The organism is Shewanella sp. MF05960 (assembly GCF_050849305.1).
In the GTDB taxonomy this organism is placed as follows: Bacteria; Pseudomonadota; Gammaproteobacteria; order Enterobacterales; family Shewanellaceae; genus Shewanella.
In genome coordinates, this window is the sequence record NZ_JBOZPS010000007.1 from 132,055 (window position 1) to 146,160 (window position 14,106).

Genomic DNA, 14,106 nt, shown 5'->3' on the forward strand with positions numbered 1-14,106 from the left:
AGGTTTAAAATTGTGAGTGACAATTTGTCTTTCAGTAAATAGATATAGCACCTCTAACTTTCATCGCTCAGACCTACATACAAATGGTTAAATGTGACTCCGCGAATCAATCATTGCTTTGGTTAATAGGCCGTAATCAATTCGCTTCAGTTAACATGTTTTAACTCGAAAAAACTCGATCAGAGATGAGCGACAACATCCATCTTAACCCCTCCTTAACCAGCTCATCAGTACACTTGTTCCATTATTGTGTCATACACATGTTTTGGAGAGGCGGTTGATGATGGTAAAACCTGCGGTACGTAATGTCATGCTTGCGCTGATGGTGTCGAGCCTTTTGGGTTGCAGCAGCGTTGACTATGCCAATTATAGTGACCAAGCGAGCAAAACGGAGGCCGATGTTAGCCAACGTTTATTGGCGCAGTTATTGGCTGAATCAAAGGCTGATGATACCTCTACATCCTCAGTCGTTGCAGTGGCGAATTTGACCGATCTGGTCAATGTGCCTGAATTACAGCGTTTTATCACGGCAGCACTGCAAAATAATCCCAGTTTGCAACAAAGCGTTGTGGCGTTAAATATGGCGTATGCCCAGCACGGTATTACCTCTGCAAGCCGTTTACCATCGGTAGATGCGGGCTTTAGCGGCTCAAAAACAGAAGACAGTGACGACAGCTACACCACTGACATTACCGTCAGTTGGGAACTGGATTTATGGCAAAAAATCGCCGACAGCAGTAATGCTGCGCTAAAAGACATTGCCAGTTCACAAGCCAGTTTACAAAGTGCCAAAGATTTAGTGGTTGCCAATGTGATGCGCAGTTGGTTAGACATTAGCCTACAGCAACAATTAGTGGCGATTGAAACGCAACGTTTAGCGGTACTCGAAAACAACCAGGCATTGATTATGGCGCGCTATCGGGTGGGCTTAGGCAGTTTAGAAGACCTTGATAACGCCAATACCAGCGCAGCTAGCACTCGTGCAACATTGGTGAGCTACCAGGAGCAACTTGCGCAAAGTAAACGTGATTTAACTTTATTAACCGGGCAGTGGACTGGCAAGGATTTAGCGGCAGATGTTGCAGCGAAATTTCCGGCAGTGATCAATCCAATTAGTGTACTTGGTGAGCAAAATCTTGGCCGCCGCCCAGACATTAAAACGGCATTTTATAATATTGAAGCAGAATCATTACGCACCGACGCTGCTTATAAAGCGATGTTACCGTCGATCAGTTTATCTGCCAGCTTAACCGACATGGCAGAGTCGCCAAGTGATGCATTACTCACCGGCCCGCTATGGAGTGTGCTTGGGCAGTTATCTGCACCGTTATTTCAAGGTGGAAAATTGAAATCGCAAGCCGAATTGGCTCGCTTAACCACGGAGCAGCGTTACTGGGTTTATCAAGACACCTTACTCAACGCCGTAAACGAAGTTGAAAACACCGTTGGTCAAGAGTATTCCCTTGCCAAACAACAACAATATTTAACCGAGGCACAAATGAGTGCTCAGCGTAGTTTTGTGAGTTACGAAGAAAAGTATCGTCAGGGTTTGGTTGATATTTTTGACCTACTCACAGTGCAGCAGCAAACCTATGATATTGAAGCGCAGCTTGCCACCACTATTTATAACCGTCTTGTTAACCGCATTGATTTAGGCCTGGCATTAGGTCTAGGGGTATCCGCATGAAACTTAACCGTATGAACGTTATTGTCACTGTTTTATCTGTGGGCAGCATTTTTGCAGCATTAGGTTATACCGCCTCTAAAATGCCGCCAGGGCCTAATCAAAAAGCACCCACAGCGGAAACTCCGGCTAAGCCCCTTGAAAAAAGTGCACCAGCAACGCTATTACCTCAAGTAGGAGTAGTGTCCGTTAATGGCCAGGAATACCAGGCAGAAGTGATAGGTTTTGGTGAAGCAAGACCACGCTTTGAGCTCACCTTAAGTGCTGAAGTGAACGGTAAGGTGATTGAGCTAAATCGTCAATTTGAGTCAGGCCAGGTGATCGAAAAAGGCACGGTACTGGGCCAAATCAATGACACCAGTTATCAGCAAGCATTAACTCAAGCGCAAACCGACCTAGCGCAAGCTGAACTCGATTTATTAGAAGAGCAACGCCAAGGCGAGCAAGCTAAGGCGGAGTGGTTGCGCTCAGGTTTATCTGGCGAGCCAGCATCACCGCTGGTATTGCGTACCCCGCAATTAGCCCAGGCCAAAGCCGCATTGGATAATGCCAAACTTGGGCTCAAAAAAGCCCAACAAGATGTGGCTTATACCCAAATTACCGCCCCATTTGATGCGCTGATTATTAGCCGTGATATTCAACCTGGCAGTTATGTGCAAACGGGCACCCAACTTGGCACCTTATACAGTGTGGCTGAAGTTGAAATCAACGTCCCTTTGTCTGAGCAGCAATGGAAAAACTTACCTGCATTTGATAACGACCAGTTAGCCAAAACTCCCTGGAGTGTGACGTTACAAAGCACCGATGGTCTAAATCAATGGCAAGGTTATATTGAGCGGGTAGAGCAGCATTTAACCCAAGCGAGTCGTCAACGTTCATTAGTGGTGGTGGTCGACAACCCGCTGGCACAGCAAACTGATTTGTATCCAGGTACCTTTGTTAAAGCGCAGATAAACGGCAAGTCATTAGAGAATTTATGGCAATTACCTTCATCGGCTATTTCGCAACAAGGCGACATTTGGTTTGTTGACGAACATAGCCTACTCGCTAAGTCAGCTGTCACGATTGCCTTTGAAAAAGCCGGTTTCGTATACGTGATGCCTTTAACCACGAAACAGGGTATGCCAGCCACAATGCAAATTGTAAAACGCCCGTTAAGTCACTTTAAAGTCGGCACCAAAGTGCTTGCTAAGGAAGAGGTATAGTCATGTCTGTTCCTCAATCAACACACACAGGGGCAATTGCCTGGTTTGCCAGAAATTCAGTGGCCGCTAACTTATTGCTTATTAGCATGATTATCGTGGGTTTGTTCTCGCTTAATAGCCTGCGTAAAGAGGCTTTTCCGAGTTTAGAGCCAGATAATGTCACCGTGTCTGTCACATACGACAGTGGCGATCCGGTATTAGCCGAAGAAGGTATCGCAATCAAAATTGAAGATGCCCTAGAAACCGTACCAGGCATTAAGCGCATCACCTCAACCTCTAATGCCAATGGCAGTAGTGTGATGATTGAGAAAACCAGCTCGTATGATTTAGACACCTTACTCACCGACATTAAAACCAATGTCGACGCAATTTATAACTTTCCAAGCGAAGCTGAAAATCCCGTTATCGATAAAATGCGCATGCAAGACCATGCATTGTGGATTGAGATTTATGGCGATGCTGACCGCGCAACATTGCAGGCATTAGCCGAGCAATTAAAGTCAGATTTACTCAGCCAGGATGCGATTCATGACCTTGAGATTAAAGCCAAAGCTGAGCCCATGATTTCGATTGAAGTTGATGAAGCTAAGTTACAAGCCTATGGGTTAACGCTTGCCACAGTGGCCAGCGCGATTAATGCTGAATCGGCGACATCCATTTCGACCAGCTTATACAACGACGATAAAACCGTGCGTTTAAAAGTGTCAGATCAGGCATATCAACAACAAGACTTTATGGCTTTGCCAATCATTACAAACAGCCAGGGTTCGTTAATAACCTTAGGCGATATCGCCACGGTAAAAGACGGTTTTGCCGACGACACCTTTGTGTTGTCGCGTTATAACAATGCCAACTCAAGCGCGATTCAGATTGTTATGGATGAGAGCGGCGACATCGTTGATATTGTTGAGCAAGCTAAACAGGTGGTTGAAAAGTGGCGTAACTCGAGTGCATTGCCCGAGAATGTCAGTATTGCCTCGTGGTATGACAAAAGCACCATGATCACCGAACGTTTAAGCCTATTAGTTAAAAACGCCCTAAGCGGTATTGCGTTAGTGTTTATTATTTTGGCGTTATTTTTAAACCTTCGCGTGGCATTTTGGGTGGCAGCAGGTTTGCCGTTTGTGTTCTTTGGCACCTTGTTTTTCATGACCAACAATTTTGCCGGCTTAACCCTGAACGAAATGACCACCTTTGGTTTTATTATGGCCCTGGGGATCGTGGTGGATGACGCGGTAGTGGTCGGTGAGAGCGTGTATAGCACCAGACAAAAATACGGCGACAACATCGATAACACCATTAAAGGTACGTTAAAAGTCGCGACGCCAACTATTTTTGGTGTGTTAACCACTGTGGTGGCGTTTGTGGCATTAGCCAATGTGGAAGGGCGTTTAGGGCAGATTTATGCCCAGTTTGGTACGGTAGTGGCGATTTGCTTAATGTTATCGCTGGTAGAGTCTAAGTTTATTCTGCCGTCACATTTAGCTCATATCGATACTAAAAAGCGCGCCAAGAAATCATGGTTTAACCATCTTCAACATGCAGCAGACAGCAGTTTAAAGTGGTTTAGCCGAGTGATTTACCAGCCATTAATTGAGTTTGCCCTGCGTTTTCGCTATGCCGTTCTTATGGTGTTTATCGCGATGTTTATTATGGTGGCCGGCATGCCGATAACTGGCAGCGTGAGAGTGGCATTCTTCCCTGATATTACCGGTGATACTGCCGTGGCTGATTTTTCAATGCAAAATGATGCCAGTTTTGGTCAAACCTATAAAAATTTAACCACCTTAGAGCGCGCGGCAAAAGATGTTGATGCACAGCTTTCAGCGCAATCATCTACCGAATCGAGTGATAGTGAGGGTAAGGACAGTTATTTAACAAGCCTACATGTGTTGGCCAGCAGCAGTAGCTCAGGCCAGGTGCAAGTTGAGTTAGCCCCTAATAGCCCATATACGCTAAAAGCATTTACCCTTAAATGGACTGAGGCCGTTGGCCAAATGGAAGGAGTCAAAAAGCTTAAAGTATTAGCGAAAAAAGAAATGCTCGATAATTTTAAAGTTGAGATTAAGGCCAGCGATACCGAATCAGTTTTTGCTGCCGGCCAAGCGTTAAAAGCGGCAATTGAAACCATGGACGGCGTCAGTGGTATTGATAACAACCTAGACCTAGGTGAGCCACAATATCGTTTTGAATTAACTTCACAAGGTCGCGCCCTAGGATTTGATACCGAAAGCTTATCGGCTCAAATACTGCAGTCGTTTGGCGGTGGTGTCGTTCAGCGTTTTCAACGTGGTAAAGACGAGGTTAAAGTCCGTGTTCGTTATCCTGATGAAGACCGCCAAACCATCGGTGATATTAAGCTTGCTAATGTGCGTACCAGCGACGGAACCATAGTGCCATTAAGCAATGTGGCAACAATCATTAATGATTATCAACCCTCGAATATTACCCGCATAGACAGCCAACGCGCCGTGTATATCAGTGCGGTGTTAGACAAAGATAAAATTGCTTCCAATGAGTTAGTGAGTCAATTAAAGCAGTCGTTAGTCCCGCAGCTTGAAGTGCAATATCCAGGGGTAAGCTTTAACTTTGCTGGTGAAGCAGAACAACAGGCAGAAACCACGAGCTCTATTGAGTCTATGTTTGTGCTCGCGTTAATCGCTATCTATGCTTTGCTGGCCGTGCCGCTTAGGTCATATGTGCAACCTGTTATTATCATGACCGCGATTCCATTTGGTATTGTTGGGGCGATTTTAGGTCATTGGTGGAACGACTTAACCATCAGTATTTTATCGTTAAATGGTATATTGGCGCTCAGTGGTGTGGTGGTCAACGACAGCCTATTATTGGTGTCACGCTTTAATGAATTGATTAAAGAAGAAGGCTTGTCGGTACACGATGCCATTGTTGAGTCATGCACCGGACGACTTCGTGCCGTGTTGCTAACATCGGTTACCACGTTTGCGGGGTTAGCTCCATTATTAGGTGAAACCTCATTGCAAGCGCAGTTCTTAATTCCTGCGGCAGCGGCGCTGGGTTATGGTATTTTGTTTGCCACAGTGATCACCTTGATTTTAACCCCGTCACTGTTGTTGATTCAGTGTGAAACAAAAGACTTTATCACTCGTATAATGAATAAGTTACGCCCTAATAATGACGAAACTGCGCCAGCATAACACTAAGGAGCCCGCTTGATGACAATGGATAAGTTGCAATTGTTACTGGTCGAAGACGATCTTGACCTCGCTACAGCGGTTATTGAGTATTTTGAGCTAGAAGACATTTTGTGTGATCACAGTGCAAATGGCCTGGCAGGACTTCATTTAATTCAACAGAATCATTATGACGCGGTGATTCTGGATTTAAATTTACCTAAAATGAACGGTTTGCAGGTGTGTGAGTCATTACGCGCTCAAGGTATTGATGTTCCGGTATTAATGCTAACGGCGCGTGACACGCTAGACGATAAACTCAGCGGTTTCGCCAATGGTACAGATGATTACTTAGTGAAACCCTTTGCCATGGAAGAGCTCATTGTCAGAGTTAAGGTATTAGCCCGTCGGCGCAGTGGCCAGGTGCAGCGTTTAGCGCTGGCCGATTTAACCGTTGATGTACAGCAAAAACAGGCTTTTCGTAACAATATCGAATTAAAACTGTCGCCGACCGCATTGAAAATTTTAACCGTACTCATGCGAGCCAGCCCGAACCCTGTGTCGCGGGAAAAGTTAATGCAAACGGTATGGGGCGATGAACAACCCGACAGTAACAGCTTAAAAGTACACATTTTTAATTTGCGTAAGCAAGTCGATGCCGAGCATGAGCACAAGTTATTGCACACCATCAGCGGTTACGGTTTTGCGATAAAGGAAAGCCATTCATAATGAAAATAATCCCTAGCATTCGGCTTTATATATTATTGGCAATGTTGATTACGGGTATCAGTACCATTTTGATTTTGTCTGCATTAAGCCTGCACTATTTTATCTCGGGCATGGATGCGTCTTTGCGAGTATCAATGTATGCCCAGGGCCAGCAACAAAATGTATCAGACGCAAAGCCCTATCAGTTTGAATCATTTACAGTCGCCAGTCGTTGGCAAGATCTACCCGAAAAAGTGCGCCAAATTATGCTTGAGCCACCAACAGAATTAAATGTACTGAATAAGGCTATTGTCGGCGGTAACTTAATCACCCCACCTGATGCCGGTTATTTTGTAATGAAAGTTCAACACGATAATGAAATACGTTTTGTGTCAACGGTATTTGAACGCAGTAAAATAGGTGCCTTTAAGCGAAATGGTCCGCCATATTTTTTAATCATTTTGCTAACGGCAATATTAGGCATTATTGCCTTTGCTGTAGTGCTGATTTTGGTGATGCGCCGTGTTACGTTGCCAATAGAAAGGCTCAAAAATTGGGCCAAAGGCCTCAATACTCAACAGCTTGAGTTGTCTACGCCAGACTTTCACTACAGCGAGCTTAATACCTTAGCCTCCATCATTAAAACCAGTTTAAGCACGGTGCAAGACAGCTTAGCGCGCGAGCAACAGTTTTTAAGTTATGCCAGCCATGAGTTGCGCACGCCTATAGCGGTTATTCGTACCAATACCGAGCTACTGCAAAAATTAATAAGCAAAGGCGCGAGTGCTGAAAAACAAGCACTGGTCGTTGAGCGGATTGAACGTGCTGGCATCACAATGACAGATTTAACTGAAACGTTATTGTGGCTAAATCGGCGTGAAGGTAAAAGCTTACCGCTAAATGAGGTTCACCTAGGGCTACTGATCCGTCAATTAGTGCAAGATTTAACGTATTTAACCCATGGCAAAAATATTGAAATTCACATCAATACAGATGAGTCAGCGCAACAACTCCCAAGCACGTTATGCCGGATTATCATGACCAATCTTATTCGTAATGCGTTTCAACATACGTTAGAAGGGTCGGTCACTATTGAGCAGTCAGCTGCATCGGTGAGTATTATCAATCAGTGTGAATCGCACGCCAACAGCAGTGAAGATTTAGGCTTTGGTTTAGGGCTTGAGCTCACCACGCGTTTGATCACTCAATATGATTGGCCATATCAAAACATTGAAACCAATCGGGGCCGTAAAGTATCCGTTGATTTTTGTCATAAAAGTGGCCGTTATTAAGTTGGTCGCCACTTGTTTTACAGCATGATTTCCTAAAGCCACTTCAGTGGCTTTTTTATTGTCTCTATGCGGAGGACTAGTACATCGGATTATAGGATTTTTTATTATAATGTGATGATAATTAAATTATCATCAAGTGTTAACTTAATTCGATTGTGCTGTGAAACAATCGGTCTATAATGAGGGGTATCTTGACGCCGTACTAGGTTATGGGATCGCTGCAATGAAATACCGCACACATTTATTTTCTCTCCGTATCGGGCACGCGCTCCGAGAATCACTAAAAGACAATCCCTACAGTGTTACTGCATTGTCTAAAGATTTATTAGCTGGCCTTACCGTCGGTATTATTGCTATCCCGTTAGCCATGGCGCTGGCGATCGCTATTGGCGTGGCACCGCAGTACGGCTTATATACCGCCATTATTGCCGGGTTTGTTATTCCGCTCACCGGTGGCTCGCGTTATAGCGTGTCTGGGCCGACAGCCGCATTTGTGGTGATCCTCTATCCTATCGTGCATCAATATGGTTTGTCTGGATTACTGCTTGCCAGCATTTTGTCAGGGTTGATGTTAATCGTTATGGCGTTATTTCGCTTAGGACGCTTTATTCAATATATTCCGGAGTCAGTCACGTTAGGTTTTACTGGTGGTATAGCGGTGGTTATCGCGGTATTGCAAGTTAAAGACTTCTTTGGTTTAAACATTACTGACATGCCAGAGAGCTTTGTGGGTAAAGTTGCCACGTTAATACAAGAAATTCCTGGGTTTTCCGGGCCGACGATGCTGGTGGGGATAAGCACCTTAGTGGTGTTTATTTTGTGGCCTAAACTCAAGATAAACATACCCGCTCATTTGCCCGCAGTGGTGGCGGCGAGTGTGGTGGCTTTGATGTTAAACCTGTTAGGGTTTCATGTGTCGACGATAGGCTCAACCTTCAGTTTTACCTTAGCCGACGGCTCTATCGGTGCCGGTATACCGTCAATGCTGCCCGATTTTGAGTGGCCTTGGCTGCGGGCACAAATGGGCGAAACGCCGCTGGTATTCACTTGGCAACTGGTCAGTGACTTATTGTCTGCCGCATTTGCTATTGCCATGTTAGGGGCCATTGAATCGTTACTGTGCGCTGTGGTGCTAGATGGTATGTCAGGTAAAAAGCACAGTGCCAATAGTGAGTTATTAGGCCAGGGTATCGGCAATATTATTGCCCCATTTTTTGGCGGGATTACGGCCACTGCAGCGATCGCTCGGTCGGCAGCCAATTATAAATCCGGTGCAGTGAGCCCCATTGCCGCAATGATCCACGCGCTGGTGGTATTGGTGTCTTTATTATCGTTGAGTACCATTTTGGCGTATATCCCAATGGCGGGGATGTCTGCATTGCTTATCATGGTGGCGTGGAACATGAGCGAAGCGCCCAAGATTATTCACTTAATCAAAAAAGCCCCTGCCAGTGAAGTGCTGGTATTAATGGTGTGTTTATTATTGACCATCTTTTTCGACATGGTGATAGCGATCAGCGCTGGGATTATTTTGGCATCGTTATTGTTTATGAAACAAGTGGCCGACATGACCAAGGTACAAGACATTAGCGAGCAGAAAAAGCATGTTCATGTAGAACTACCGCCGCGCTGGAAAGTATTTAAAATCAACGGACCATTATTTTTTGCCGCTGCTGATGGGGTATTTGGTGAGTTGGTACATTTAAGTGCTGAACAAGATGGTGTGGTGTTGTATTTTGACGGGGTGTCTATTTTAGATTCGGGTGGTGTAGCGGCGTTATACAAATATATCGCTAAATGTAAGCACGATAATACCCGGGTACTGTTAGCTGATTTTCAATTTCAGCCACTTAAAACCTTGGCAAAAGCCGGCTTTAAACCCGATGGCGTACATTGTGTGACGTATTCAACACTCACCGATGCACTCGATGATGTAGTGAAAACTTAACAGCCCCTATAAGTAAACTTAACAGCCCCTATAAGTAAACTTACAGGAGCCGTTATAACGATCCACAGCGCAGAAGTGCTATCTATTGAATAGATTTAGTTATTTGGCAGGTTTAACGACTTCAATATAATGCCACGAATCAGCAATATGCAGCCTTGCTGAAGTGACACGTTTATTGCGCTCTACATTAATGTGGTTAGTTTGTTCTGACCACAGTTCTTGTAGCGCAGTCATTTTTAGGTAAAACCCATCCATATCTACAGTTATCGGGGTTTCTTGATACACCCACAAATACTTACCTTCTAACTCGGTGCCAACATAAGTCAGCGTGAGCGGTTGCTGTTTTTGGTCTTGCATTGAAAAGGTCGAAATAGCGTAATAAGCAAAGGCATCACGACCAACCGGATCGCTGATCAAATCCGTGTTTTTATCGATCACTTGCTGGGCGGCATGCTCAGCATCGTGTAAATAAAATCGATGTTGGATTTCAAGCATGCCACTGCGCTGATTGAACACAATACTGGTGTAAGCTTCTTTTTGCTGGTGGGCAAGAGCTTCTCCTGTAAAGAAACCCAAACTCACAATACTGATTAATAGTAAGGTTAATTGACGTATCACTTCTTTTTCACCTTAATCTCGGGTTCTTTAAGCGCTTCTTTGTTGTCATGCATAATATCGCGATACTGATTGCCCTTACGCTCTTCTTCTTTAAAGGCTTCGATACGTGAAGGGATAATTTGGCGTGGATAATAGTTATTTTCAATATCGACATCGGCCGTTTCACCGCGACGATCGACCACCGCCGACACTAAAACATTGTCTTTGTCGGTCACAATGAGTTTACTGACTTCAAAGGGGGAGCGGCGCCAAATTTCAGCAGGTAAAACCAATGATTCTGTGTTGCCATTCTCAAAGGTTAGCTCGAGTAAAATGGGCATCACGAGGCCGCCGAGATTAGCAAAGTTAAAGACGTAATAGTTTTTATCTTCTTTAATGGCTCGAGCGAGTACTTGTTGTTCCCATTCGTCGAGTTCGGCGTGTTTTTTGTTGTACTTGTTGCGTTCTTTATTGGTGACGCTAAATTGATCATTTTGGTCATGATAATCAAGGTTGTCTGAGTTCAGTTCAACCCAGCTTTTTTGACCACTTTGTTGATTACGTTCTACCGAATAAGGCATGGGTTTACCTTGATAATCTTGGCGGCGGCGCTCAAAATCAATGTCTGGATTGTTGCTGTCTAAACGCAGTTTATAAATGCGGTCTAACGAAATATCAACATGATCGGTGCTGTAAAACCAACCTCGGAAAAACCAATCTAAATCAACCCCAGAGGCTTCTTCCATGGTACGGAAAAAGTCGCTTGGTGTTGGGCGTTTGTTCATCCAACGCTGGCTGTATTCTTGAAAGGCGAAATCAAATAATTCACGGCCTAATATCACTTCACGCAAAATATTGAGCGCAACAGCAGGTTTAATATAGGCATTAGGGCCAAGTTGCAACACACTGTCTGACTGCGTCATAATCGGCACTTGCACGTTAGACTTCATGTATTCAATCACATCACTTGGCTCACGTCCCCAAGACAGTTTAGGGTCCCATTCGCGAGTCGCAATACCGTCTAAAAAGCTGTTGATGCCTTCATCCATCCAGGTCCATTGGCGCTCGTCTGAATTCACAATCATCGGAAAATAGTTATGACCGACTTCGTGGATCACCACGCCGATTAAGAATTGTTTTTCCGACAAGGTATAAGTACGGCTGTCATCGTCGTGCCAAATGGTACGAGGACCATTAAAGCTGATCATTGGATATTCCATGCCGCCGACAGGACCATTAACGCTAATGGCTGCAGGGTAGGGATAGTCGAAGGTAAAGCGCGAATAGACCTTAAGGGTGTGAATCACTGACGCTGTTGAATAGCGCTGCCACAGTTCGCCACCTTCTTTTGGGTAAAACGACATTGCCATTACGTGCGGATTATTACTGTCTTTTTGCTGATAACCTTGAGCGTCCCATATAAATTTACGCGATGATGCCCATGCAAAATCGCGAACATTGTCGGCTGTAAAGTGCCAGGTTTTACTGCCTGTAGCCGCGCTCGACTCATTGGCGAGAGCTTCATCTGCCGATACTATAAACACTGGCTTTTCAGCGGTTTTAGCTTTTTCTAAACGTTTAAGTTGCTCTGAAGACAACACTTTTTTGCTATTTTGTAATACGCCTGTGGCTGTGACGATATGGTCACTCGGCACGGTCATACTCACATCGTAATTACCAAACTCGAGAGTAAATTCACCGCTGCCTAAAAACTCTTTGTTGTGCCACGCTTCGTAATCTGAATAACTGGCTACTCGCGGAAACCACTGTGCTAACAAGAAAATGTCGTTGCCACCTTTGCGGTCATCGTCAGGAAAGTGTTCATAACCCGAACGAGCCCCAACAGCGTCTTCTTCCAAAATATTGTAGCCGTAGTTAATGCGCAATTGAGTTGATTGGTTTTGACGTAATGCCGTGGGTAAGTCGACTCGCATTTGAGCACCGACGATGGTGTACTTGAGCGGTTTTTTGTTGGCGTCGGTCACAGCAGCAATCTGATAGCCCAAGTTGTTATCGGCTAAAAACTGTTGGCGTCGTAAGTCTTGCAGGCTGATTTTTGCAAATGCATTATCACCATAAGTGTTGGTGGCACTTACGCTACCATCAACCCCATAAAAAGCACTGCTTCGCTCAGCAATTGAATCTGATTTAAAGCGGTTTTGCTCTAGCTGTAACCATAGATATTTAAGCGTATACGGAGAGTTATTGTGATAAGTAATCACTTGTTCACCTTCAATACGACGCTTTTCTTCATCTAATGTGACATTAATTTTGTAGTCAACTTGCTGTTGCCAATACTCTTTACCTGGTTCGCCTGCTGCATTGCGGTAATCATTTGGGGTAGGGAGGCTTTCTTCAAGTTGGCGAAATTTATCGACAAAGTGGCCCTTACTTTGGACGATTTCTGAAGCCGAACTGGTAAACATTGCTGAACTGGTCAGTGCCAAGACGAGCAGTTGACGATACACGCGCATAAACACTCCTTTGACGCCAGCGAGCCAGTGCCAATATTGCCAAAATGATGATTTATTGTATTTTTTGTGGCCAGAGTGTAACTAAGTTGAAGTGAATATACAGAGAAATAATGTTACGAAAGTTTGCACTTTTAAAGCGGATTTTTGTGTGCCCAATAAACAGGGAGTATCACTGATTTATGGCAGGCAGAAATTTTCGTAAGCGCTTATGTCGCGCTTTATTCGCTGTAATACCAGGTAAGATTTTGTATTTGTTAATTATTTCTTGATACTCACCATTTGCTTTTAGCATTTCAATGCCGTTAGCAAAAAGGGTCGCATTGGCCTGGTTTTGCTGACTAAAGCCCACATGTAACGGCACTGGCTGGCCAATGGTGCCAGCATAGCGCAAGTGTTGACTTAAGTTTAATTGACTTGCGGTGTACTCAATGACATTTTTGTTGTCGACAATAACCGAGTGCCGACCCTTTACTAATCGAATAATATTCATCGCTAACGGATCGTTACCCGAGGCAAAGTAGGTATTTGGATGAGCGTTTAGCCAGGCATCAAGTTCAACGCCATAGTCGTAGCCACTGACTGCCGCTGCTTGTGAAGTTTGGTTCAGATCGGCAATGGTTTCAAACGACTCGTCTTTACCAATGAGGGTATAAAAGTCATTGCTGTTATAGCCGATAATAACATTCGCGTCGATGAGTTGATTGTTGGCAATGGCACTAGGCGTTAATGCCAGTACCGCATCAATATTGTGTCGTTGCAGCTCAATAAGGGCACGTTTATAAGGAATAGTCACAAATACAGTTGTTTGTCCTTGAATTTCAAAGGCGCGTTTTGTTAGCTCAACAACATAACCCGTTTCATTTTCACAGATATAAGGGCACCAAATATCCGACGCAATACGGATTGGCGTTGCATGGGCGTGAATACTGATTAGCGACAGTAGTATCAACAGGTACTTAAACAACTATTGTGCTCCATGACTTGAACGGGCGGGTATAGTAATGGTTTAAAGTGTATAGGCAATCTTTTTTGATTAAAAAAGATAC

General features: G+C 44.5%; 9 protein-coding genes. 6 read left to right on the forward strand and 3 right to left on the reverse strand.

Annotation, left to right across the window (positions count from 1 at the left end; genetic code table 11):
• Window positions 1–280 precede the first annotated feature (280 nt).
• The 6 genes from ACROAE_RS09115 to dauA all read left to right on the forward strand — a co-directional run bounded on the left by ACROAE_RS09115 (window position 281) and on the right by dauA (window position 9,989).
• A complete protein-coding gene (locus ACROAE_RS09115) occupies window positions 281–1,687 on the forward strand; it encodes a TolC family protein (protein WP_432400952.1) in 1,407 nt (468 codons plus the stop codon).
• On the forward strand, window positions 1,684–2,889 hold the full coding sequence (locus ACROAE_RS09120; protein WP_432400954.1) for an efflux RND transporter periplasmic adaptor subunit: 1,206 nt from the start codon (window positions 1,684–1,686) through the stop codon (window positions 2,887–2,889). Before ACROAE_RS09115 ends, ACROAE_RS09120 begins: the two co-directional genes overlap by 4 nt.
• Before the next feature lie 2 nt (window positions 2,890–2,891).
• The gene (locus ACROAE_RS09125) at window positions 2,892–6,065 is read left to right on the forward strand and encodes an efflux RND transporter permease subunit (RefSeq protein ID WP_432400956.1); all 3,174 of its coding nucleotides are present in this window, start codon (window positions 2,892–2,894) and stop codon (window positions 6,063–6,065) included.
• Between the two features lie 18 nt (window positions 6,066–6,083).
• Complete coding sequence (locus tag ACROAE_RS09130) at window positions 6,084–6,770, forward strand: response regulator transcription factor (RefSeq protein WP_432400958.1); 687 nt, start codon at window positions 6,084–6,086, stop codon at window positions 6,768–6,770.
• Window positions 6,770–8,041, forward strand: coding sequence for a sensor histidine kinase (locus ACROAE_RS09135; RefSeq protein ID WP_432400963.1), 1,272 nt, complete (start codon window positions 6,770–6,772; stop codon window positions 8,039–8,041). Before ACROAE_RS09130 ends, ACROAE_RS09135 begins: the two co-directional genes overlap by 1 nt.
• A 223-nt stretch (window positions 8,042–8,264) precedes the next feature.
• Entirely contained in the window at window positions 8,265–9,989 is a 1,725-nt protein-coding gene (gene dauA, locus ACROAE_RS09140; protein ID WP_432400965.1) for a C4-dicarboxylic acid transporter DauA, read from the forward strand.
• A gap of 99 nt (window positions 9,990–10,088) precedes the next feature.
• Here the strand turns inward: dauA and ACROAE_RS09145 are convergent, their stop codons facing one another.
• The 3 genes from ACROAE_RS09145 to ACROAE_RS09155 form a co-directional block, all read right to left on the reverse strand.
• Window positions 10,089–10,607 carry a DUF6702 family protein gene (locus tag ACROAE_RS09145; RefSeq protein ID WP_432400967.1) on the reverse strand — a complete coding sequence of 173 codons (519 nt, stop codon included), beginning with the start codon at window positions 10,605–10,607 and terminating at the stop codon, window positions 10,089–10,091.
• The gene (locus ACROAE_RS09150; RefSeq protein ID WP_432400969.1) at window positions 10,604–13,060 is read right to left on the reverse strand and encodes a M1 family metallopeptidase; all 2,457 of its coding nucleotides are present in this window, start codon (window positions 13,058–13,060) and stop codon (window positions 10,604–10,606) included. Before ACROAE_RS09150 ends, ACROAE_RS09145 begins: the two co-directional genes overlap by 4 nt.
• Window positions 13,061–13,229: 169 nt before the next feature.
• A complete protein-coding gene (locus tag ACROAE_RS09155; protein WP_432400971.1) occupies window positions 13,230–14,024 on the reverse strand; it encodes a substrate-binding periplasmic protein in 795 nt (264 codons plus the stop codon).
• Window positions 14,025–14,106 lie beyond the last annotated feature (82 nt).